At 62.5% G+C, this 23,240-nt stretch carries 18 protein-coding genes; 11 read left to right on the forward strand and 7 right to left on the reverse strand.

Annotated features, from left to right (window positions below; genetic code table 11):
- Positions 1 to 400 precede the first annotated feature (400 nt).
- The gene (locus NKH50_RS16670) at positions 401 to 1,198 is read right to left on the reverse strand and encodes an AraC family transcriptional regulator (RefSeq protein WP_352704853.1); all 798 of its coding nucleotides are present in this window, start codon (positions 1,196 to 1,198) and stop codon (positions 401 to 403) included.
- 277 nt (positions 1,199 to 1,475) lie between these two features.
- Here NKH50_RS16670 and NKH50_RS16675 point away from each other — a divergent pair, with 277 nt between their 5' ends.
- The 6 genes from NKH50_RS16675 to NKH50_RS16700 all read left to right on the forward strand — a co-directional run bounded on the left by NKH50_RS16675 (position 1,476) and on the right by NKH50_RS16700 (position 10,470).
- Positions 1,476 to 2,942: an alpha-glucosidase/alpha-galactosidase gene (locus NKH50_RS16675; RefSeq protein WP_254819493.1), complete on the forward strand. Its 1,467-nt coding sequence runs from the start codon at positions 1,476 to 1,478 to the stop codon at positions 2,940 to 2,942.
- Between the two features lie 125 nt (positions 2,943 to 3,067).
- Positions 3,068 to 5,152 (forward strand): ABC transporter substrate-binding protein, encoded by a 2,085-nt coding sequence (locus NKH50_RS16680; RefSeq protein WP_352507191.1) that lies wholly within the window; start codon positions 3,068 to 3,070, stop codon positions 5,150 to 5,152.
- A gap of 105 nt (positions 5,153 to 5,257) precedes the next feature.
- Positions 5,258 to 6,265, forward strand: coding sequence for an ABC transporter permease (locus tag NKH50_RS16685; protein WP_352650414.1), 1,008 nt, complete (start codon positions 5,258 to 5,260; stop codon positions 6,263 to 6,265).
- 1 nt (position 6,266) lies between these two features.
- Positions 6,267 to 7,400 (forward strand): ABC transporter permease, encoded by a 1,134-nt coding sequence (locus NKH50_RS16690; protein ID WP_352879909.1) that lies wholly within the window; start codon positions 6,267 to 6,269, stop codon positions 7,398 to 7,400.
- Positions 7,401 to 7,410: 10 nt separating this feature from the next.
- Positions 7,411 to 9,078: an ABC transporter ATP-binding protein gene (locus NKH50_RS16695; RefSeq protein WP_352880221.1), complete on the forward strand. Its 1,668-nt coding sequence runs from the start codon at positions 7,411 to 7,413 to the stop codon at positions 9,076 to 9,078.
- A gap of 21 nt (positions 9,079 to 9,099) precedes the next feature.
- Positions 9,100 to 10,470: an alpha-glucosidase/alpha-galactosidase gene (locus NKH50_RS16700; RefSeq protein ID WP_352879911.1), complete on the forward strand. Its 1,371-nt coding sequence runs from the start codon at positions 9,100 to 9,102 to the stop codon at positions 10,468 to 10,470.
- 96 nt (positions 10,471 to 10,566) lie between these two features.
- Here NKH50_RS16700 and ftsZ read toward each other — a convergent pair whose 3' ends face one another.
- A complete protein-coding gene (gene ftsZ / locus NKH50_RS16705; RefSeq protein ID WP_352879913.1) occupies positions 10,567 to 11,574 on the reverse strand; it encodes a cell division protein FtsZ in 1,008 nt (335 codons plus the stop codon).
- Positions 11,575 to 11,795: 221 nt separating this feature from the next.
- A complete protein-coding gene (locus tag NKH50_RS16710; RefSeq protein ID WP_352879915.1) occupies positions 11,796 to 12,914 on the reverse strand; it encodes an NAD(P)/FAD-dependent oxidoreductase in 1,119 nt (372 codons plus the stop codon).
- A 165-nt stretch (positions 12,915 to 13,079) separates the two neighbouring features.
- Here NKH50_RS16710 and NKH50_RS16715 point away from each other — a divergent pair, with 165 nt between their 5' ends.
- Positions 13,080 to 14,456, forward strand: coding sequence for an aspartate aminotransferase family protein (locus NKH50_RS16715; RefSeq protein ID WP_352879917.1), 1,377 nt, complete (start codon positions 13,080 to 13,082; stop codon positions 14,454 to 14,456).
- A 5-nt stretch (positions 14,457 to 14,461) separates the two neighbouring features.
- Here the strand turns inward: NKH50_RS16715 and NKH50_RS16720 are convergent, their stop codons facing one another.
- From NKH50_RS16720 to NKH50_RS16735, 4 genes are all read right to left on the reverse strand, one after another.
- Positions 14,462 to 15,562, reverse strand: coding sequence for an alcohol dehydrogenase family protein (locus tag NKH50_RS16720; RefSeq protein ID WP_352879919.1), 1,101 nt, complete (start codon positions 15,560 to 15,562; stop codon positions 14,462 to 14,464).
- 9 nt (positions 15,563 to 15,571) lie between these two features.
- Complete coding sequence (locus NKH50_RS16725; protein ID WP_352879921.1) at positions 15,572 to 16,951, reverse strand: aspartate aminotransferase family protein; 1,380 nt, start codon at positions 16,949 to 16,951, stop codon at positions 15,572 to 15,574.
- A gap of 32 nt (positions 16,952 to 16,983) precedes the next feature.
- The gene (locus tag NKH50_RS16730; protein ID WP_352879923.1) at positions 16,984 to 18,477 is read right to left on the reverse strand and encodes an NAD-dependent succinate-semialdehyde dehydrogenase; all 1,494 of its coding nucleotides are present in this window, start codon (positions 18,475 to 18,477) and stop codon (positions 16,984 to 16,986) included.
- 127 nt (positions 18,478 to 18,604) lie between these two features.
- Positions 18,605 to 19,096, reverse strand: a complete 492-nt coding sequence (locus tag NKH50_RS16735; RefSeq protein WP_352484028.1) for an Lrp/AsnC family transcriptional regulator — start codon at positions 19,094 to 19,096, stop codon at positions 18,605 to 18,607.
- 82 nt (positions 19,097 to 19,178) lie between these two features.
- Here NKH50_RS16735 and ehuR point away from each other — a divergent pair, with 82 nt between their 5' ends.
- From ehuR to ehuC, 4 genes are all read left to right on the forward strand, one after another.
- Positions 19,179 to 20,564 (forward strand): MocR-like ectoine utilization transcription factor EhuR, encoded by a 1,386-nt coding sequence (gene ehuR, locus NKH50_RS16740; RefSeq protein ID WP_352879926.1) that lies wholly within the window; start codon positions 19,179 to 19,181, stop codon positions 20,562 to 20,564.
- Positions 20,565 to 20,685: 121 nt separating this feature from the next.
- Positions 20,686 to 21,471: an ectoine/hydroxyectoine ABC transporter ATP-binding protein EhuA gene (gene ehuA / locus NKH50_RS16745; protein WP_023677199.1), complete on the forward strand. Its 786-nt coding sequence runs from the start codon at positions 20,686 to 20,688 to the stop codon at positions 21,469 to 21,471.
- A 65-nt stretch (positions 21,472 to 21,536) separates the two neighbouring features.
- Positions 21,537 to 22,388, forward strand: a complete 852-nt coding sequence (gene ehuB / locus NKH50_RS16750) for an ectoine/hydroxyectoine ABC transporter substrate-binding protein EhuB (RefSeq protein WP_352879928.1) — start codon at positions 21,537 to 21,539, stop codon at positions 22,386 to 22,388.
- A gap of 187 nt (positions 22,389 to 22,575) precedes the next feature.
- Complete coding sequence (gene ehuC, locus NKH50_RS16755; RefSeq protein WP_023720654.1) at positions 22,576 to 23,235, forward strand: ectoine/hydroxyectoine ABC transporter permease subunit EhuC; 660 nt, start codon at positions 22,576 to 22,578, stop codon at positions 23,233 to 23,235.
- Positions 23,236 to 23,240 lie beyond the last annotated feature (5 nt).

Here is a 23,240-nt window from a genome sequence, read left to right on the forward strand (position 1 = left end):
GAGCGCTCCGCCAAATCACCCTTGCCATCCTCCACTCCGACCGCCTTCAGGCGGTCGGCCCGGGAAAGGTCGGCTCCGAAGGAATTTCGGAAGGCGTGCCAGGAGGAACTCCAAGTGGCTCCTGGTCCGGCGTCGGAATTGGATCCGGCGAGGGCGGGGGTACGCCTGGAGGTTCTCCCGGCGGAGTCTCCGGCGGGGCAGGCGGCCGGGCCGGCTCCGGATTGGGATTGTCCGGCAGTGGATTCGGGTTATTCGGATCGGGGTTGTTCATCGATCACTCCCCTGACATCTGTGGCCTGATCTCCGCCAGAGCGGAGTGCGGCCGCGGCGAGCGGGCTCTCTTGTCCTAAACCGAGGGGAAGCAAAAGCGTTCCCTCACCTGGTGCCAAGCGGGGCCAATCTATCGGGCGGTTCCCAGGCTGGCATACATTCCGTTGGTGCGGAATTGCGTCGGGTTGATGCCGTAGAGGCGGCGGAAGACCTTGGAAAAATAATTGGCATCCTCGAAGCCGCACATGATGGCGACCTCCTTGACCGGCAGGAAATCGGCCTTGGTCAGCAACTTCGCCGCGCGCTGCAGTCGCTGCTGCAGCACGAATTCGGCGGGCGGAAGTCCCTCGCTCTCGGCGAAGCAGCGCGAGAAATGCGCGCGGCTCAGGCCGCTGATCTCGGCGAGATCGGCAACGCGGAGCGGCCTGTCGAGATTGGCCCTGACGTGGTCGATGACCGGCTGCATGGCGCTCTTGTCGTCGGTGACGGCATGCGAGCCGAAGACATCGTCGTAGAGCGCCATGGCGGCTTCATAGGCGACGGCCGAGGCGGCTCCCGGCGAGACCGCGCCCGTGATCAGGCGTACGCTGCAATCCGCGAGATGATCGATCGTCGAGGGCTGCAGCCGCAGCACCGGACCGACGGCGGCAAGGATCGACTTGTGGATGCGCAGTGCCTCCTCGCCGTTCATCGATATCCAGAAGAACTCCCAGCGTTCGCCCTTGGCCAGCCAGTAACGGTGGTTGTGCGGCACGAGAACCAGCAACGTATCGCCCTTTTGCAGACGGTAGTTCCGGTTCTCGTAGCGCAATCGGCCGGTGCCGCTGATCGTATGCTGGAGCACGGTAAACGGCGTCTGGCCGCGCTTGCGCCCATCCCAGTCGTAGACCTCGTTCTCGCGCACTTCATAGCCGGTGCTTGTCGGCATGGTGTGTAGGCGCTGGCGCCCGCGCGGCAGCGATACCGTCCTGCCCGCCGGCCCGATGTCGATCAAGTTCCGCAGCACAAAATTACCCCTAAAAGCATAATCCTTCTCTGGTCGCGTGCCGAATTAGGCGCATAATCCCTCGAGAAAAGCAAAAGAAACCGCGGTCAACGAGCGGATGGGAGGAAGTGCCGGATTCCAGCCTGCATAATGTGGCAGGCGGGCCAGGCCTCTTTTCGCCGCCTTTGCCCTAGCGTTCGATCAGGTCGAGGTGAGGCTGATGAGTTTCAAGATCGCTATTATCGGTGCGGGAAGCGTCGGGTTCACCAAGAAGCTCTTCACCGACATTTTGTGCGTTCCTGAATTCAGGGATGTCGAATTCGCACTGACCGATCTCAGCGAACGCAACCTCCAGATGATCAAGTCGATCCTCGACAGGGTCGTCGAATTCAACAGGCTGCCGACCAAGGTTACGGCAACGACCGACCGCCGTGCCGCCCTCGAGGGTGCCCGCTACATTATCAGCTGCGTTCGCGTCGGCGGTCTCGAAGCCTATGCGGACGACATCCGCATTCCCTTGAAGTATGGCATCGACCAGTGCGTCGGCGACACGATCTGCGCCGGCGGCATCCTCTATGGCCAGCGCAACATTCCGGTAATCCTCGATTTCTGCAAGGATATCCTCGAAGTCGCCGAGCCTGGGGCGAAATTCCTAAACTACGCCAATCCGATGGCCATGAACACCTGGGCGGCGATCGAATATGGCAAGGTCGATACCGTCGGCCTTTGCCACGGCGTCCAGCATGGCGCCGACCAGATCGCCGAAGTGCTCGGCGCCAAGTCGCGCACCGAGCTCGACTACATCTGCTCCGGCATCAATCATCAGACCTGGTTCATCGACCTGCGTCTCAACGGCCGCAAGATCGGTAAGGACGAACTGGTTGCCGCCTTCGAGGCGCATCCGGTCTATTCGCAGCAGGAAAAGCTGCGCATCGATGTCCTGAAGCGCTTCGGCGTCTATTCGACCGAAAGCAACGGCCATCTTTCCGAATACCTGCCCTGGTATCGCAAGCGGCCGGACGAAATCACCCGCTGGATAGACATGTCCGACTGGATCCACGGCGAGACCGGCGGCTACCTTCGTTATTCGACCGAAACACGCAACTGGTTCGAAACGGAGTTCCCGCAATTTCTGGAATCCGCCGCCAGGCCGATAGACCCCGCCAAGCGCTCCAACGAGCATGCCAGCCACATTCTCGAGGCGCTGGAGACGAACCGCGTTTATCGCGGCCATTTCAACGTCAAGAACAACGGCATCGTCACCAACCTGCCGCAGGACGCCATCATCGAGTCGCCCGGCTTCGTCGATCGCTTCGGCATCAACATGGCTGCAGGCATCACGCTGCCGGAGGCCTGCGCCGCCACTTGCACTTCCTCGATCAACGTCCAGCGCATGTCGGTTCATGCGGCGATCTCAGGCGATATCGACCTGCTGAAGCTCGCCGTCCTGCACGATCCGCTGGTCGGCGCGGTTTCGACGCCGGAAGAGGTTTGGCAGATGGTGGACGAAATGGTCGTCGCCCAGGCCCGCTGGCTGCCTCAATATGCCGATGCGGTGCCGGCCGCGAAGGAGCGGCTTTCCAAATCCAGGATCAAGACCCGTGAATGGGCCGGAGCGGCACGGCGCGACGTCCGTTCGATCGAGGAACTACGTGCGGAAAAAACAGCTCTCAAGCAGGCCGTCTGAATTTCGCCAGGACGGATCGCGGCAAGCTTTCGGGAGGAATTTTCGGCACCGCACCCGGAAGTACATTCGTTCGAGGAGAAATGGAGCGGCGTCAACGCGCTCCTGAACAACAGGGAGGAGAGACGATGAGGAATTTCCGAAACATTGGCATTCTCGCCGGGCTGGCGCTTAGCGTCTCGGCCTCGGCCCTGAACGCGTATGCATCCGAGCCGACCGTGCCGCCGGTGCCCGCGCAATTTCCGGCCGAGGGAAAGATCAAGTACGTCGCGCGCGACTCCATCCTGGAGTTCAAGGCACTTCCGGAATACCACGAACCCGATTGGGTCACCGACAAATACGTCAAGGCAGGCAAGCTGCCGCCGGTCAAGGACCGGTTACCGAAGGAGCCGCTGGTCTTCAAGACCGGCAATATGCCGGACGGCGTCGGTGTCTACGGTGATACGATGCGTCATGTCATCGGCGGCCGGCCGGAGGGCTGGAACTATGGTGCCGGCCAGACGCAGGGCTGGGGCGGCATCGACATCGGCCTTTCCGAATGCCTGACGCGCACCGCGCCGCTGTTCCAGGTCGAGGCCAAGGACACGGAGCCGCTGCCGAACCTCGCCAGGAGCTGGGACTGGTCCAAGGACGGCCACACGCTGACGATGCATCTGGTCGAGGGCGCGAAATGGTCGGACGGCGTTCCGTTCAACGCCGACGATGTGATGTTCTACTGGGACGACGAGGTGATCGACCCTAATGTGTCGCCGCTGAACGGTGCCACGCAGGAGACCTTCGGCGCCGGCACGACGCTGAAGAAAATCGACGACTACACCGTCGAGTGGACGTTCAAGGACGCCTTTCCGAAACAATACCTTTACGCCATGGCTTACGGCACCTTCTGTCCGGGCCCGTCGCATATCCTCAAGCCGCAGCATCCGAAATATTCGAAGAACACCTACGAGCAGTTCAAGAACGCCTTCCCGCCGGAATATATGAACATGCCGGTGATGGGTGCCTGGGTGCCGGTGGCATACCGCCCCGACGACATCATCGTCATGCGTCGCAATCCGTACTATTGGAAGGTCGACGAGAAGGGCAACCAGCTGCCGTATCTCAACGAGTTGCACTACAAATTGTCGACCTGGGCCGACCGCGACGTTCAGGCGGTATCGGGGGCGGGAGACTTCTCCAATCTGGAGCAGCCGGAGAACTTCGTCGCCTCGCTGAAGCGCGCGGCACAAAAGGACGCGCCGGCACGGCTTGCGTTCGGTCCGCGGCTGATCGGCTATAATCTGCGCATGAATTTCTCAGCCAATGGCTGGGGTAACCCCGACGAGCGCGGACAGGCGATACGCGAGCTGAACCGCAACGAGGATTTCCGCAAGGGCGTCACCATGGCGCTCGACCGCAAGGCGCTCGGCGACTCGCTGGTCAAGGGTCCGTTCACTGCCATCTATCCCGGCGGCTTCTCCTCGGGCACGAGCTTCTACGACCGGAAGTCGACGGTCTACTACCCCTTCGATCTCGAAGGCGCCAAGGCGGAACTCGCCAAGGCAGGCCTAAAGGACACGGACGGCGACGGCTTCGTCAATTTTCCTGCCGGCACCGCCGGCGGCAAGAATGTCGAGATCGTGATGCTCGTCAACAACGATTACACCACCGACAAGAGCCTCGCGGAGGGCGTCGTCGGTCAGATGGAGAAGTTAGGTATTCGCGTTGTCCTGAACGGGTTGAACGGTACCCAGCGCGATCAGGCCAATTACTCCGGTCGCTTCGACTGGCTGATAAGGCGCAACGAAACGGAACTCACCTCGGTCGTGCAGAACACCGAGCAACTGGCGCCGGTCGGCCCACGCACCAGCTGGAACCACCGCGCTCCGGAAAACGGCCAGGTAGATCTGATGCCCTTCGAGAAGGACCTTGTCGATATCGTCAACAAGTTTGTCTCGGCGCAGGACAATGACCAGAGGGCCAGCCTGATGAAGCAGTTCCAGAAGATCTCGACGGAACACGTCTATACCGTCGGGCTCACCGAATATCCCGGCGCGCTGATCATCAACAAACGTTTCTCCAATATCCCGCAGGGAACGCCAATCTTCATGTTCAACTGGGCCGAGGACTCGATCGTCCGCGAGCGGGTCTGGGTGGCCGCCGACAAGCAGCAGAAATATGAGCTGTTTCCCGAACAGCTTCCCGGAAAGCCCGGGGACAAGGGTCCGACGAACTGAGTTTCCTCCCCTGACTTGAAAATTCCCGGCCGCGCTGCTGGCGCGGCCGGGACAAAGCCAGCGGTGAGGGATAACTGAGAATCTGAGCGAGGAGCAAAACGGTCGATGCTGCGATTTCTGCTTATGCGCATAGCATCCGCAATACCGGTTCTCGCCATTTTGAGCGTGGTTACCTTCGCGATCATCCAGGCACCGCCGGGTAACTATGCCGACTATATCCGCTTGCAGCTCATCAACCAGGGTGGAGCCTCCTTTGCCGAGGCCGATGCTCAGGCGAAGGCTTACAGCGTGGAGCACGGCCTCGATAAGCCGGTTCCGCTCCAATACCTGAACTGGATCGGCGGCATCATCACCCGCGGCGATTTCGGCCACAGCCTGTATTACAACAAGCCCGTCGCCGACGTGGTTGGCGAGCGGCTGCCGCGCACGCTGCTGCTTGCGCTTGTCTGCCACCTCTTGGCTTCGGTGCTGGGCATCGGCTTTGGTATCTGGGCGGCGACCAGGCAGTACAGCTGGATCGACAGTACGCTGTCAGCGATTTCCTTCCTCGGAATGACGGTACCGCGCTTCCTGATGGCGCTGATCATCGTCTATCTGCTGGTCTTCCAGTTTAACGTCTCCGAGATCGGCAGCTTCTTTTCGCCGCAATTTGGCGGGGCGCCGTGGTCCTGGGCGAAGTTCGTCGATCTCGTCCGGCATGTCTGGCCGGTTGTCGCCATCGCGACCTTCGGCGGGCTCGCCTACAACATGCGGGTGATGCGCGGCAATCTGCTCGACACGCTGAATGCGCAATATGTCGAGACCGCTCGCGCCAAGGGCCTCAGCGGCGGTGCGGTCGTCATGCGCCATGCGGTGCCCAATGCGCTGCATCCGCTGGTTATGTATCAGGGCGTGGTGCTGCCCTATATGCTGACCGGCGAGATCGAGACGGCGATCATCTTTGCCCTGCCGACCGTTGGCCCGGCGATCGTCGGCTCGATGGCGGTTGGCGACGTCTATGTCACGGCGACCTTCATGATGGTGCTGTCGGCGACGCTGATCGTTGGCAACATCATCGCCGACATGCTGCTCGTTATGCTCGACCCGCGTGTGCGCCAATATGCAGGGTCCTGAGATGCTTGCCTTCGAGCCCTCGCTGCCGCCGCTTGCCGAGGAATCGGCCAAGATCAAGCCGCGCGGCAATGAGAGCTACATCGCGCTCGTCTGGCGCCGCCTGAAACGGTCCTGGACCGGCATGGCCGGGCTCATCCTGGTCGCGTTTCTGGTGCTGCTGGCGGTGTTTGCCGACTTCTTCGCACCGATGGATCCCAAGGTGACCGATGTCGGCTTTGCCCCGCCGCAGATGATGAGCTTCCATGACAAGGATGGCAACTTTGTCTTCCAGCCACGCGTCTATGCTCTGGCGGATTCGGAAGACCTCGACCCGATTACCTTCCAACCCGTCGTCGGGCCGGACTACGACCATCCGCGGCTGCTCGGCTTCTTCGTCAAGGGAGCGGAGTACAGACTGCTCGGCCTGCTTCCCGCGAACCGGCACTTCTTCGGCTCGACCGACGGCCAGCCGGTGCATTTCCTTGGCACCGACAAATTCGGCCGCGATGTGCTGGCTCGTGCGATCTATGGTTCGCGCATCTCGTTGATGATCGCATTGACCGTGGTCTTCATCGTCACCGTGATCGGCACGACGGTCGGCATGGTGTCGGGCTATTTCGGCGGCACATTCGATGTCTGGGTCCAGCGCTTCGTCGAACTGGTGCTCGCGTTTCCGCAATTGCCGCTCTATCTGGCGCTGACGTCGCTTGTTCCTGTGACGGCGCCGACGAATGTCTTCCTGGCCTTCGTGATCGTCGTCATGTCGGCGCTCGGCTGGGCGCAGATGTCGCGCGAGGTGCGCGGCAAGACCCTGGCACTGGCGCGGATCGACTACGTCCGTGCGGCGATGGCGGTCGGGGCCACCGACGGCCGCATCATCATGCAGCACATTTTTCCAAACGTGATGAGCCACGTCATCGTTGCCGTCACATTGGCAATCCCCAGCGTCGTCCTGCTCGAATCCTTCCTCGGTTTTCTCGGCTTCGCGGTGAAACCGCCGCTGATCTCCTGGGGCCTGATGCTGCAGGACACCGCGACCTATTCGGTCATCGGCACCTATCCCTGGATCCTCTCGCCGGTCGGCTTCGTGCTTGTCACCGTCTTCGCGTTCAACGCGCTTGGCGATGGATTGCGCGATGCGGTCGATCCGTATTGAGCGTGACATGATGCAACACGCGCTCGTCAAATCCTTCGCACCGCCTGTCCGGCTCGACCATGACGGCCGTTCGGAAAAACCGGTCATCGATGCCCGCAACATCGCCGTCGATTTCAAGGTCGAACACGGCATGATCCAAGCCGTCAAGGACATCTCCTTCCAGCTCTATCGCGGCGAGACGATCGCCATAGTCGGCGAATCAGGATCGGGCAAGTCGGTGACGGCGCGCACCGTCATGGGACTGTTGTCGAAACGCGCGGTCGTGTCGCCGAAATCGACTGTCGAATACAACGGGGCGAACATCCTGAAATATTCCGAGCGTGCGCGGCGCAAACTGCGCGGCGACCGCATCTCGATGATCTTTCAGGAGCCGATGAGTTCGCTCAACCCGATCTACACGATCGGCAGCCAGATCGTCGAAGCGATACGGGTGCATCGCAAGATGAGCCGCAGGCGGGCCGAAGCAAGAGCGCTCGAACTGCTGCAGCAGGTGCAGATTCCTGAACCCCAGGCGCGGCTGAAGCAATATCCGCACCAGCTTTCCGGCGGCCAGCGCCAGCGTGTGATGATCGCCATGGCGCTGGCCAACGATCCCGATGTGCTGATCGCCGATGAGCCGACGACGGCGCTCGACGTCACGGTTCAGGCGCAGATCCTCAATCTCATCCGAAACCTGCAGAAGAAACTGCGCATGGCGGTGATCCTGATCACGCACGACCTGACCGTGGTGCGGCAGTTCTCCGACTATGTCTACGTCATGCAGCATGGGGAGATGCGCGAACACAATGTGACGGAGAGGCTGTTCGCCAATCCGCAGCATCCGTACACCTGTCACCTGCTTGCCTCCGAGCCGCGCGGCCAGGCAAATCCGTTGCCGGAAGGCGCCGACGTCATTCTTGAAGCCAAGGATGTGCGCGTCTCCTTCATGCTGCGGCATGGCACGTTCATGAGGCCGGACCTGCGCGAACTCGTCGCCGTCGACAGCCTCAGCCTGACCCTTCGGCGGCACGAGACGCTGGGTCTCGTGGGCGAATCCGGATCGGGCAAGACCACCTTCGGCGAGGCGTTGCTCAGGCTCAACACCACGGACAGCGGCGAGATCTATTTCGATGGCCAGCCGATCCATGGCTGTTCACGTTCGCAGATGCGGCCGTTGCGGTCGCGCATGCAGGTCGTCTTCCAGGATCCGTTCTCGTCGCTCAACCCACGCATGACGATCGGCCAGATCATCGAGGAAGGGCTGGTCGTCAACCGCATCGGCGCCACCAGGAACGATCGGATCGAGCGGGTGCGCGAGGCGCTGATCAGCGCCGGCATGCCCGGCGATATCCTGTCGCGCTTCCCGCACGAGTTTTCCGGCGGCCAGCGCCAGCGTATTGCGATTGCCCGCGCCGTCGCGCTCGAACCGGAATTCATCGTACTCGACGAGCCGACATCGGCGCTGGATCTCTCCGTCCAGGCGCAGATCATCGAATTGCTGCGCAAGCTGCAGCGCGAACGGGGCCTGAGCTACATCTTCATCTCGCACGACCTCAAGGTCGTTCGGGCGCTGTGCCACCGCGTCATCGTCATGCAGCACGGCAAGATCGTCGAAGAAGGGCCGGTCGACGAAGTCCTGTCCCATCCCAAAACCGCTTACACCGAACGGCTGGTCAAAGCCGCTTTCGAGGTAGCCTGATTGCTTATGCCGGAGGTCGTTGTGGCAAGAAATCCCAAGGTCGCTTTCATCGGAGCTGGCTCGACGGTGTTCATGAGGAACATCGTCGGCGACATATTGCAGCGTCCGGCTTTATCCGGTGCGACGATCGCGCTGATGGACATCAATCCGCAACGGCTCGAGGAAAGCGCAATCGTCGTCGGCAAGCTGATCTCGACGCTTGGCGTAAGGGCCAAAGCCGAAACCTACTCGGACCAGCGCAAGGCGCTGGCGGGCGCCGATTTCGTCGTCGTCGCCTTCCAGATCGGCGGCTACGAGCCCTGCACGGTTACCGACTTCGAAGTTCCGAAGAAATACGGGCTGCGCCAGACCATCGCCGATACGCTCGGTGTCGGCGGCATCATGCGAGGCTTGAGAACCGTGCCGCATCTCTGGAAGATCTGCGAGGACATGCTCGCGGTCTGCCCGCAGGCGATCATGCTGCAATATGTCAACCCGATGGCGATCAACACCTGGGCGATCGCGGAGAAATATCCCGACATCAAGCAGGTCGGCCTCTGCCATTCAGTACAAGGCACAGCGATGGAACTGGCGCACGATCTCGACATTCCCTACGAGGAGATTCGCTACCGCTCGGCCGGCATCAATCACATGGCCTTCTACCTGAAATTCGAGCATCGCCAGCCGGATGGCTCCTATCGCAACCTCTATCCGGATCTGCTGCGCGCCTACAGCGAAGGGCGGGCGCCGAAGCCGGGATGGAACCCGCGCTGCCCGAACAGAGTGCGCTACGAGATGCTGAAGCGCCTCGGTTACTTCGTCACCGAGAGCTCTGAACATTTCGCGGAATACACGCCCTATTTCATCAAGGACGGGCGCGACGATCTGATCGAGAAATTCGGTATCCCGCTCGACGAATACCCGAAGCGCTGCATCGAGCAGATCGAACGCTGGAAGGGGCAAGCGGAAGCCTATCGCTCGGCTGACAAGATCGAAGTGGAGCAGTCGAAGGAATATGCGTCCTCGATCATGAACTCGGTCTGGACCGGCGAGCCGTCGGTGATCTACGGCAACGTCCGCAACAATGGCTGCATCACGTCGTTGCCATATAATTGCGCGGCCGAGGTGCCATGCCTCGTTGACGCCTCGGGCATTCAACCCACCTTCATCGGCGAGCTGCCGGTGCAGCTCACCGCGCTGATCCGTACCAATATCAACGTCCAGGAGCTGACGGTCCAGGCGCTGATGACCGAGAATCGCGAGCACATCTATCACGCGGCGATGATGGACCCGCACACGGCGGCTGAGCTCGACCTCGACCAGATATGGTCGCTGGTCGACGATTTGCTGGTTGCGCATGGCGATTGGCTGCCGGCCTGGGCGCGTGGAGCGCGCAGCGTTCGGGCGGCCTGAGTATCGGATACAGCTCGCGAGCAACCGTCGGCTGATGGGAAGTCATCGACGGCGCGCGGCTCTGGTGACGCGAGGCTGGTAGTCAGCGATACGCGTTCAGTTCATGCGAACTTCCGGTTCGGCAAGCAGTGGAATCTCCAGGCCACGCCGCAAGCCGGTCGCCACGACCGATACCCTGAATTTTCCGGCGAGTGCCTTGTCGAAGATGGCGCCGACGATGATGTCGGCATCGTTGTCGACCTCCTCGCGGATGCGGGTTGCGGCTTCGTCGACTTCGAACAGCGTCATGTCCATGCCGCCCGATATCGAGACAAGGACGCCTTTGGCGCCCATCATCGAAGCTTCGTCGAGCAGCGGGTTGGCGATTGCCGCTTCCGCCGCCTTCTTGGCGCGGCCTTCTCCGGCGGCCTCGCCGGTCCCCATCATGGCGCGGCCCATGTCGCGCATCACCGACTTTACATCGGCGAAGTCGAGATTGATCAGGCCTTCCTTGACGATCAGATCGGTAATACAGCAGACACCCGCATAAAGAACCCGGTCGGCCATGGCGAAGGCGTCGGCGAACGTGGTTCTGGCGTCGGCGATCCTGAACAGGTTCTGGTTGGGGATGACGATGACGGTATCGGCGCTTTCGCGCAGGCGCTCGATGCCCTCGTCGGCAGCGTACATGCGGCGCCTGCCTTCGAAGACAAATGGCTTGGTAACGACGGCGACGGTCAGTATTCCGGCTGCCCGTGCTGCCTGCGCTATGACAGGCGCGGCACCGGTGCCGGTTCCGCCTCCCATGCCGGCGGTCACGAAGCACATATGCGTTCCAGCAAGGTGATCCATGATCTCGTCGATGGATTCCACGGCCGCGGCACGGCCGACCTCGGGCAGGGACCCGGCGCCGAGACCTTCGGTGATATGAGCGCCCAACTGGATCAGCCTCGTTGCCTTCGACATGGCAAGGGCCTGGGCATCGGTGTTGGCGACGATGAATTCCGCGCCCTGCAGGCCTTCGGCGATCATGTTGTTGACGGCGTTGCCGCCGCCGCCGCCGACCCCGACGACGGTGATCTTGGGCCTCATCTCCGAGATTACCGGCCTCGTCGCGGTGTTCATTGCCGTTCTCCCTGGATACGCCGAGTGGTCGCTGGAAGCTTGTCCCGGGCGCACTGCGAAAACTTTGAACCGGGCAGTGCGAATCAGGAAAGCCCAGAATGCAGGGAATCAGAGCGCGGAGCGGGCTGCAAGTGCGCGATGTGCCTCATAGGCGACTTGCGCCTGAAAGTTCACGCAATGCGCCTTGATACGGTGCAGATCGTTGCATGGGGCGCCGCACGCTACAAGTTCGGCGCGAGGCGCTGCGCGACATGGTCGGCAATCGCCAGGCAGGAGGTCAGGCCGGGGCTTTCGATGCCGAACAGGTTGACCAGGCAATCCACGCCGTGCACCGCCACGTCCTGGATGACGAAGTCGGCATTGGCCTCACCGGGACCGGACAGTTTTGGCCGGATGCCGCTGTAAGCGGGCTGCAGGCTGTCATCGGCCAGCTCCGGCCAGTATTTGCGGATCTCGCTGTAGAAGCGCTCGCCACGAGCCGGGTCGACGCGATAGTCGAGTTGATCGGTCCATTCGACGTCCGGCCCGAAGCGGATGACGCCGTCGAGATCGAGCGTCAGATGAACACCGAGCCCGCCGGGTTCGGGCACCGGATACACCAATCGCGAGAACGGCGCCCGGCCGGTCACCGAAAAATAATTGCCCTTGGCATAATGGAGCTTTGGCACGAATTGCTGATTGAGCCCTTCAAGCGAACCTGCAAGTGCTGCCGCGCCAAGCCCGGCGGCATTGACGAAACGCGGAGTGGCGATCTCGAAGCGCTCGCCGCCGGCAGCGTCCACCGTCTCGAGCACGACGCGGCCCGCTTCGATGCGGCCGGAGGCGATGCGCGTGTTGAGACTAAGTGCCGCCCCGTGCGCTTCGGCATCAGCCAGCAAGGCGAGCATCAGGGCATGGCTGTCGATGATCCCGGTGGCCGGCGACAGCAACGCTGCCGTACACCTAAGGCTGGGCTCCAGCGCATGCGCCTCGGCTTCGCGCAACGGCACCAGGTCGCCGGCGCCGCACGCGCGTGCATTGGCCCGGATTGAGGCGAGCACCGGCTCGTGTTCGGCATTTGTGGCAACGATGAGCTTGCCGCAGCGCGCGTGCGGGATCGCCCGCTCCTCGCAATAGCGATAGAGTCTTTCCCGGCCGGCCACGCAGAACCGGGCTTTCAGCGATCCAACCGGATAGTGGAGGCCGGCATGGATGACCTCGGAGTTGCGCGAGCTTGTCCCGGTGCCGATAGCGTTCTCGGCTTCCAGGACCAGCGTATCGATGCCGCGCTGCGCCATCTCTCGCGCGATCGCCAGGCCTACAACACCGGCGCCGGCGACAATGCAGTCGACATGGTCCACGGTTAGGTCAAGCCGAAGTTCTGCATGCGTCCACCCATCCGCTGGCCCTGTCGAAAGCGCTTGACACCATACCGTTCGAGAAAGATGCATCAAAGGCATAACGCACGGGGACCTTCTGAGCCGGACCGGCGGCAGGACTGTTTCGCGTGCAGCACAGGAGCCGTCATGGACGCACGACCGAATTCACCCGAAGCCCGCGACATAAGCTTTCACATGCATGGCTATACGAATGCGCGCAAGCATCAGGAGTCGGGGCCGCTCGTCATCGAGAAGGGCGACGGCATCTATGTCGAGGACCTTGCCGGCAACCGCTATATCGAGGCGATGGCGGGGCTCTGGAGCGTCGCGGTCGGTTTTTCGGAGAAGCGGCTGGTCGATGCGGCAGTACGGCAAATGTCGAAGCTGCCTTACTATCACGATTTCGGCTCCAAATCGCATTCGCCGCTGATCGATCTCGCCGAGAGACTGGTGCAGATGGCGCCGGTGCCGATGAGCAAGGCGTATTTCACCAATTCCGGTTCCGAGGCCAACGATACGGCCATGAAGATGATCTGGTACCGGTCGAATGCGCTCGGCCAGCCGGCGCGCAAGAAGATCATCAGCCGCAAGAAGGGCTATCACGGCGTCACCATCGCCTCGGCAAGCCTGACCGGACTGCCCAACAACCACACTTCCTTTGACCTGCCGATTGCCAATGTGCTGCACACCTCGACGCCGCACCATTGGCGCGAGGCGCTGCCGGGTGAAAGCGAAGAGCAGTTTTCGACGCGGCTCGCCGACGAGCTGGAAAAGCTGATCCTGGCCGAAGGACCGGAAACCATCGCCGCCTTCTTCGGCGAACCGATCATGGGCGCCGGCGGCGTCATCGTTCCGCCGGCCGGCTACTGGGAGAAGATACAGGCGGTGCTGTCGAGATACGACATCCTGCTCATCGCCGACGAGGTGATCTGCGGCTTTGGCCGAACAGGTGAGATGTTCGGCTCGCAGACCTTCGGCATCAGGCCTGACATCATGGTGCTGTCGAAGCAGATCTCTTCGTCCTATCTGCCGATCTCGGCCCTGCTGATCAACGACAAGGTATTCGAGCCGATCGCCGATGAAAGCAATCGTATCGGCACTTTCGGCCACGGTTTCACCGGCGGCGGCCATCCGGTTGCGGCCGCAGTCGCGCTCGAGAACCTGAAGCTGATCGAGGAGCGCGACCTTGTCGGCAATGCGCGCACAGTCGGTGCGCATATGCAGAAGCGGCTGCGCACACTCGCTTCGCACCCGCTTGTCGGCGAGGTGCGTGGCGTCGGCCTGATCGCGGCGGTCGAACTGGTCGGCGACAAGCCGAACAAGGCGCCGTGGGACACGGTCGGGGCGCTGGGCGGGCTCGTCAACGGCTTCATGCAGCAGAACGGCGTCATCTCGCGCAATATGGGTGATGCGCTGGCTTTCTGCCCGCCGCTGATCATCACCGAGCCTCAGGTCGACCAGGTGATCGACGCGTTTGAACGGTCGCTCGAGGCTGCCGCCAAGCAGGTCCGATCGCAGAGCTGATCGTGCTATTTAGCGACGCCGACCGCATCCGGCACAACGACCAGCTTGCCGACGAAATCCTTGGCGATGAAATCGGCCTGGGCGCGATGGAAATCGGAGAGCTTGTAGACGCCGCCGACCAGTGGCCGGATCTTCTTCTCCTCGATGTAACGCACGATGCGGCGGAAATCCGCGCGTGTGCCCTGGCTTGAGCCATGCAGTTGCAGCTGTTTCAGGTACATGGTGCGCAGATCCAGCTGCACGACCGGGCCGGCAATTGCACCAGCCGTGGTATAGCGGCCTTCCGGCCTCAAGATGCGCAGCAGGTCGTTGAAGATCGCGCCGCCGACGAGATCGGCCACCACGTCGATCGGCTGGCCCTTGGTCGCCTCGCTGACCGCGGACGGCAGATCGGCAACGCCACGGGTGATCACCGCCTCGGCGCCGATATCACGCACCGCCTTTTCCTTGCCCTTGCCGGCAACGGCATAGGGAATGGCGCCGCGTGCCCGCGCCAGCTGCACGATCCCTGAGCCGACGCCGCCCGAGGCGCCGGTGACCAGCACCCGCTCGCCGGCTTTCAATGCGGCGCGTTCCAGCATCTGCTCGCCGGTGAGATAGGCGCAGCAGAAAGTGGCGAGCTCGACATCACTCAGATCGGTGCTGACGACATGGGCGTTCTCGGCAGGCACTGTCTGGTATTCGGCATAGCCGCCGTCGCGGCCGTGGCCCATATAGTCGATGTCGGCGAGTGAATCGTCGTCGCGATTGTAGATGGAGAAATCGACCATCACCCGCTCGCCGATGCGGGCCGGCGACACGCCGTCGCCGACGGCAACGATGTTGCCGACCGTGTCGGTGCCCTGGATGCGCGGGAAGGTCAGTGTGTTGCCCTGACGACGCCAGGTCGACACCGCGGCTGCATCCTCCTCAGTGCCATAGGCGCCCTGGCGCACCCAGACATCGGTGTTGTTCATGCCGCAAGCGGTGACCTTGACCAGCACCTCGCCCGGAGCGGGCAAGGGCACTTTGACGTCGGTGCGGTAGACGAGCTTTTCCGGTCCGCCGTGCCCGATCAGCTGCACGGCGGCCATGGTGGCGGGGAGGGTGTTGGTCATGGCATTCATGTAGGTTCTTCAGATACTGGCAAACACGCTCTTCACCGCGTCGGCCGTCTTGGAGACGACGATGTCGGCCTCTTGCCGTGTCAGGCAGAGCGGCGGCGCGAAACCGAGAATGTCGCCCTGCGGCATGGCTCGGCCGATGACGCCGCTTGCCGCAAGGGTGGTCGCGACCTGCGGTCCGATCTTTTGCGAGGCGTCGAAGAACACGCGGTCGTCCCGGTCGGCGACGAACTCGATTGCTGCCAGCATGCCGTCGCCGCGCACCTCGCCGACGTTTTTGTGGCCACCGACGGCTTTCGTCAGCTCGGCGCGGAAATAGGCGCCGGTCTCGCCGGCGTTCCGCACCAGGTCCATCTCGTCGATCAGTTCCAGGTTAGCGACGCCGGCGGCCACGCAGATCGGATGCGCCGAATAGGTCCAGCCATGGCCGAGCGAGCCGAGCTTGTCGGAGCCTTGGACGAGCACCTGCCACACCTTGTCGGAGACGATGACGCCGGAGAGCGGCGCATAGGCCGAGGTCAGGCCCTTGGCGATGGTGATCAGGTCGGGCTTGATGCCGTAGTGGTCGGAGCCGAACATGGTACCCAATCGGCCGAAGCCGGTGACTACTTCATCGGCGATCAAAAGCACGTCGTATTTCTTCAGCACCGCCTGGATCTTTTCCCAATAGCCGGCTGGCGGCGGCACGATGCCGCCGGTGCCGAGGATCGGCTCGCCGATGAAGGCGGCGACCGTTTCCGGCCCTTCGGCGAGGATCATCTCCTCGAGCTTGTCGGCGCAGTATTGCGAAAACTGCTCTTCACTCAGCGAGCGGTCGGCGCGGCGGAAATAGTAGGGCGCCTCGGTGTGCAGGACCGGCGCACGCGGCAGGTCGAAGGCGTTGTGGAACAGGTCGAGGCCGGTCAGCGATCCGGTCATGATGCCGGAGCCGTGATAACCGCGCCAGCGCGAGATGATCTTCTTCTTCTCGGACCGGCCGAGCACGTTGTTGTAGTACCAGATCAGCTTGATGTTGGTTTCATTGGCGTCTGAACCGGAGAGCCCGAAATAGACCCTCGACATGCCTTGCGGCGCGCGGTCGATGATCATCTTGGACAGCGTGATCGACGCCTCGGTGCCGTGCCCGACATAGGCATGGTAATAAGCGAGATTCTTGGCCTGCGCGGCGATGGCGTCGGCGATCTTCTGGCGGCCATAACCGACATTGACGCAGTAGAGCCCGGCGAAGGCATCGATGCTTTTGCGCCCGTTGTTGTCCCAGATGGTGACGCCTTCGCCGCCGGCGATCACACGGGTCGGGCTCTCGCCACGCGCGTGGGTGCCCATATGGGTCGAGGGATGGAAGAAGTGATCGCGGTCCCAGGCGGCGAGTTCGTTTGACTGGTCGAGCATTTTTAACTCCTGAGGGAAATTGTCGGGGCGGCTCACGCCACGTCGAGGCAGAGATATTTGAGATCGGTAAAGGCTTCGAGCCCATGACGCGAGCCCTCGCGGCCGATGCCGGACTGCTTGACGCCGCCGAAAGGGATCGGCGCGCCGGTGATCTTGACGCGGTTGATGGCGACCATGCCATAGTCGAGCGCGCGGCCCATGCGCAATTGCCTACCGCCGTTTTCGGTGACGACATAGGCGACGAGGCCGTATTCGGTGGCATTGGCGCGGGCGACGACTTCCTCTTCGCTGTCGAAGGACGTCACGGCAGCAACCGGACCGAAGGTCTCCTCGCGCATGATCAGGGCGTCGTCTCCCACGTCGGCAAGCAGGGTCGGCTGGTAGAACAGCGGCCCGGCGGAATGGCGCTTGCCGCCGGTCAGGCAGCGCGCGCCTTTGGCGAGCGCATCGGCCACCTGCTCCTCGACCTTCTTGACGGCGCGTTCGTGCATCAAGGGTCCGATTTCGGTGTCGTCGGCCAGGCCATTGCCGGTCCGCAATGCCTCGACGCGTTTGGCGAAAGCAGCGCAGAACCGATCGTAGAGCGGTCGCTGGACATAGATGCGGTTGGCGGCGAGGCAGTCCTGGCCGGAGGTCGCGAATTTGGCGTCGACCGCAATGGCGACAGCCTTGTCGAGATCGGCGTCGGCGAAGACGATCAGCGGCGCATGACCGCCGAGTTCCAGCACCAGACGCTTCATCGTCGACGCACTCTGTGCGGCGATCAGCCTGCCGATCTCGGTCGAGCCGGTGAAGCTCATGGCGCGAACGCGAGCGTCTTCGCACATCCGCCCAACGATGGTCGAAGCCTTGCCGGTGAGAACGTTGAACACGCCAGCCGGCAGGCCGGCGCGTTCGCCAAGCTCGGCCAGCGCCAGCGCCGACAGCGGTGTTTCCGACGAAGGATGCGCGACGATGGTGCAGCCGGCGGCAAGCGCGGCCGCCGCCTTGCGGGTCAGCATGGCCGCGGGAAAATTCCACGGCGTGACGACGCCGACGACACCAAGCGGTTCGCGTCGCACCACCATCTCGGCATTTGGCAGATGGCTGGTGACGCTTTCGGCGTTGAGACGTTTGGCCTCCTCGCCATACCATTCGACAAAAGAGGCGGCATAGTCGATCTCGCCGCGCGATTCCTTCAGCGGCTTGCCTTGTTCTAGCGTCATCAGCATGGCCAGGTCATTTTTGGCGGCGACGATCAGATCGAACCATTTTCGCAAGATTTTCGACCGTTCCTGCGGCAGCAATGCGCGCCAGGCAGGAAAGGCGCGCGATGCCGCATCGATCGCCAATGTGGTCTGCCGGGCATCGAGCGCGGCAACGAAAGCGACGGTGGATCCGGTGGCCGGATCGGTCACCTCGAAACTCTCCGCGGTCTCGCTCGCCGTCCAGTGGCCAGCGACATAGGCGAGTTCGCGCAGCAGCCGCCGGTCGGTAAGGCGATCAAGTGCTTCATGGCGGTGCGAGCGGGCAAAATGTGCGGACATCATCGGGCTCCCGGTTCGGGTGATGCCGCAAGACTATCTCTGCCGCGCAAACAGAGAGGCTGTTTGCGTGCCCGCACGTAGAGAGATTGTCTCTATTGCCCTGCCCAGCCAGACGATCTCTCCGGTATCAGGAAGATGCCGGCAACAGATCCGCCACTGGCAGCACACTCTCCTCCTTCACCGTCTTGGTCACGATGTAGGTGAAATAGCGGTCGATGCCGATCTCGCGTTCGAGCAGAGTGTCGACCAGCCGCTGATAGGCGTCGATGTCGCGCGCCATCACCTTCAGCAGGTAATCGACGCCGCCGCCGACAGACCAGCAGGCGACGATCTCGGGGATGTCGCGGATGACGCGCTCGAAACGGTCGAAATCGGCCTGGCGGTGGCTAGCCAGCGTCACCTCCATCAGCACGGTAGCGACCGGCGCGATGGCGCGCATGGCGATCCTGGCATGGTAGCCCGAGACGATGCCGGCCTTTTCCAGCTTGCGCAGCCGCATCCAGCACGGCGTCGGCGACAGGCCGACTTTCTCGGCCAGCGCCAGCTTGGTGATGCGCCCGTCGCGCTGGATGGCGTCGAGGATTTTCAGATCGATCGGATCGAGTTTCGCTGCAGCCATGATCGCCCACTTCCAGTGCCGGACACCATGACGGCGCATTATTTCGATTGTCAATTGCACTGATTTCGATCTCTAATAAGTCATGACATTTTGGCGACCAGATCCCGCTCTTATCCGGCGGCCGGCCTATCAATCGCTCGCCGACCAGTTCGCGCGCGCCATCCATGACGGGCGCCTGGCCAATGGCGCTCGGTTGCCGACGCACCGGCAGTTGGCTGACGATCTGCAACTTTCCGTGCAGACGGTCAGCCGCGCCTATGAGGAGCTGATCCGCCGCGGGCTGGTGTCCGGCGAGGTCGGCCGCGGCAGCTTCGTGCAGACACAGCGCCGCGAGCCGGAGCCCCCCTATCTGCCGGAGCGGCTGGGCGAGGTCATCGATCTCTCCATCCTGAAGCCGGTCTGCGAACCGATGCATCTGGAGCGGCTGAGACAGGCGCTGGGCTGGCTCGCCGAAAACCTGCCGTCGAGCTCGGCGCTGTCGTTCAGGCCGAACATGGTGTTCCCGCGCCACCGCGCGGTGGGTGTCGAGTGGCTACGCCTCTGTGGCCTCGACGCGTCGCCGCAGAACATCAGCCTGACCAACGGCGCCACCGCAGGGATGACAGTGGCGCTGATGAGCGTGGCGCCGCCGGGTTCGACCGTCGCCACCGAGGCGATCGGCCACCACACGCTGATCCCGCTGGCGCGTTATCTCGGCTTCAACCTTGAGGGTTTGCCGATCGACGACAATGGGCTGATCCCGGAAGCGCTGGACGAGGCCTGCCGGCTGTCGGACATCCGCGCCGTGTTCGTGCAGCCGTCGGTGATCAACCCTACGGCCACCATGATGGATGCCGGCCGGCGCGAACAGATTGCCGCCGTTGCGCGCAGGCATGACATCGCCGTTATCGAAAACGACGTCCTCGGCCCGTTGGTCGAGGACCGGCCGCCGCCGGTAGCCGCCTTCGCGCCCGAGCGCACGCTCTACGTCACCTCCTTCACCAAGATCGTGGTGCCGGGCCTGCGCATCGGCTATCTCGCGGCGCCCGATCGTTATGTCGCCGCGGTCGCCAATCGCCATCTCGTCTCGAACTGGATGGCGACGCCGTTGGTGGCCGAGATCGCCACCAAATGGGTGACCGACGGCACCGCGATGGAACTCGTGCGATGGCAGCGCCTGGCTTTGCGGCGGCGTCTGGACATAGCCGCCGAGGTGCTTGCCGGAGTGGACTATCGCGCTCATCGCGACGGGCTGCATGTCTGGCTGCAACTGCCCGATGACCGCGGTGAGGAAAGCTTTGTTTCCCAGGCCCGCCTGCAGGGCGTGGCGATCGCGCCCGGTACGTCGTTTCGCATTTCGCAGACGCCTTGGCATCCAGCTGTGCGGATTTCGCTTGGCTCGACCACGGAGGGGGAACTGCGTGCCGGTCTCGGCGTTGTCACCAAGCTTCTGCTCGGCGATCCCGAGCATCTCCTGCTTGCGATCTAGGCGACAAATGGCGCGAAATTGTGCGGAATCCGAAATATTGTCATGATATTATTTTCTTGATTGACATGATTTGCCGCGATCCGCATCGTTAAAGGCAAGCTTCTCCAGCACGGGAAATTCATTGTCGGCTCCCATCATCAAGATCGACGGCATTTCAAAAAGCTTCGGCACCTTCAAGGTGCTGGACGGCCTCTCGATGCAAGTCATGCCCGGCGAGAAGCTGGCACTGATCGGTCCATCGGGTTCGGGCAAGACGACGATCCTGCGCATCCTGATGACGCTGGAGCGTATCGACAGCGGCCACATCCAGGTCGACGGCGAACAGTTGTACCACATGGAGCGTAACGGCCGGCTGCTGACGGCCGATGAACGGCATTTGGCAAAGATGCGCCAGAAGATCGGCATGGTCTTCCAACTGTTCAATCTGTTTCCGCACAAATGCGTCATCGACAATGTGACGCTGGCACCGATGCTGACCAAAGGCGTGCCGCGGGCCGCCGCCGAAAAGCGGGCGATGGAACTGCTCGACATGGTCGGCATGGTCGACAAGGCCAAGGCGATGCCGGCGCAGCTTTCAGGCGGCCAGAAGCAGCGCGTCGCGATTGCGCGGGCGCTGGCGCTGTCGCCGAAGATCATGCTGTTCGACGAGGTCACCTCGGCGCTCGACCCGGAACTCGTCGACGAGGTGCTCAACGTCATGCGCAAGCTCGCCGCCGAGACCGACATGACCATGCTGCTGGTCACCCACGAGATGGGTTTCGCCCATGACTTCGCCGACCGGGTGCTGTTCTTCGATCGCGGCAGAATAGTCGAGGAGGGCAAGCCCGACGAGATTTTCCGCCATCCCAAACAGGAGCGCACGCAAGGTTTCCTGAAGAAGATCATTGCGGCCGGACATCGGGTCTGACTGCCATGCGAGGCGGCGACGCCTCAAGCAAGCCAAGAAGACAGACAAACAAGGAGTTGGGAACAATGAAGAAATTTGCCATTTTGGCCGGCGTCGCCGGTATCGCGCTGACGGCGGTGCTGGCCGCCTCGACGGCCGGCTCGGCCGACGACAGCAAGCTCGAAGAGCTCAAGGCGCAAGGCTTTGCCCGCGTCGCCATCGCCAACGAGCCGCCCTATACGGCGGTCGCTGCCGACGGCAAGGTTTCGGGTGCGGCGCCTGACGTTGCCCGTGAAATCTTCAAGCGCCTTGGCGTCAACGATATCGTCGCCTCGATCTCGGAATATGGCGCGATGATTCCCGGCCTGCAGGCCGGCCGTTTCGACGTCGTCACTGCCGGCCTGTTCATGAAGCCGGAACGTTGTGCTGCGGTCGCCTATTCGGAACCGGTGCTGTGCGACGCCGAGGCGATGCTGGTGAAGAAGGGCAACCCGAAGGGCTTCAAGAGCTACGAGGACGTCGCGAAGGACGCGAGCGCCACGATCGGCGCGCCGGGTGGCGGCACTGAAGAGAAGCTTGTGCTCACCGCAGGTGTGCCGCGCGAGCGCGTCATCGTCGTGCCGGACGGCCAGAGCGGCCTGAAGATGCTGCAGGACGGCCGCATCGATGCTTATTCGCTGCCCGTGCTGTCGATCAACGACCTGGTCAAGAAAGCCAATGATCCGAACCTCGAAGTCATCGCGCCGGTGGTCGGTGCGCCGGTCTATTGCGACGGCGCGGCCTTCAAGAAGGGCGACGAAGCGCTGCGCGACGCCTATGATGTCGAGCTGGCGAAACTGAAGAAGTCCGGCGAGTTCGCCAAGATCATCGAGCCTTACGGCTTCTCGGCGGCGGCGGCAATGTCGACGAGCCGCGACAAGCTCTGCTCGGCGAAGTAGGTGCGTTCTTCCTTCTCCCCGTTCACGGGGAGAAGGTGGCCCGAAGGGCCGGATGAGGGGCGGCGCCATACTCCGGTTGGTTCGCGCTGCCCCTCATCTGCCTGCCGGCATCTTCTCCCCGTAAACGGGGAGAAGGACGCTGGAACCAACGTGTCGCTAGACATTCAACGCGGAAACTTTCGACCCAATGACCCAATGGTCCGGCTATTTCGGCCTGATATTGCAAGGAGCACTCGTCACCATCGAGTTGACGCTGATGGGGTCGGTGCTGGCCTTGATCATGGCCTTTCTTGCCGGGCTGGGGCGGCTGTCGCGGTTTTTCGTGCTGCGGGCGCTGGCCACCGCCTATATCGAGTTCTTCCGCGGCACCTCGATTTTCGTGCAGCTGTTCTGGGCCTATTTCGTGCTGCCTTTTGCCGGCATCTCGCTGACGCCGCTGCAGGCCGGGGTGCTGGCGCTGGGCCTCAATGTCGGCGCCTATGCGGCGGAAGTGGTGCGTGGCGCCATCAAGTCTATCGGCCGCGAACAATATGAGGCCTGCACCGCACTCAATCTCGGCCGCTGGCAAGCCATGCGCCATATCATCCTGCCGCAGGCGCTTCTGGTGATGCTGCCAACCTTCGGCAACAACGCCATTGAATTGCTCAAGGCCACCGCCGTCGTTTCGCTGATCTCGCTCGCCGACCTGACCTTCCAGGCGCAGGTGGTGCGCTCGCAGACCGGCAATACTCTGGTGCCGTTCAGCACCATCCTCGTCATCTATTTCGTCCTGGCGCTGCTCATCTCATGGGGCGTGCGGTCGCTGGAACGCCGCATGGCGCGTGGCCTCGACGGGGTGCGCGTATGATGGAT

Source organism: Mesorhizobium sp. M1027 (genome assembly GCF_040318745.1).
GTDB lineage: Bacteria > Pseudomonadota > Alphaproteobacteria > Rhizobiales > Rhizobiaceae > Mesorhizobium.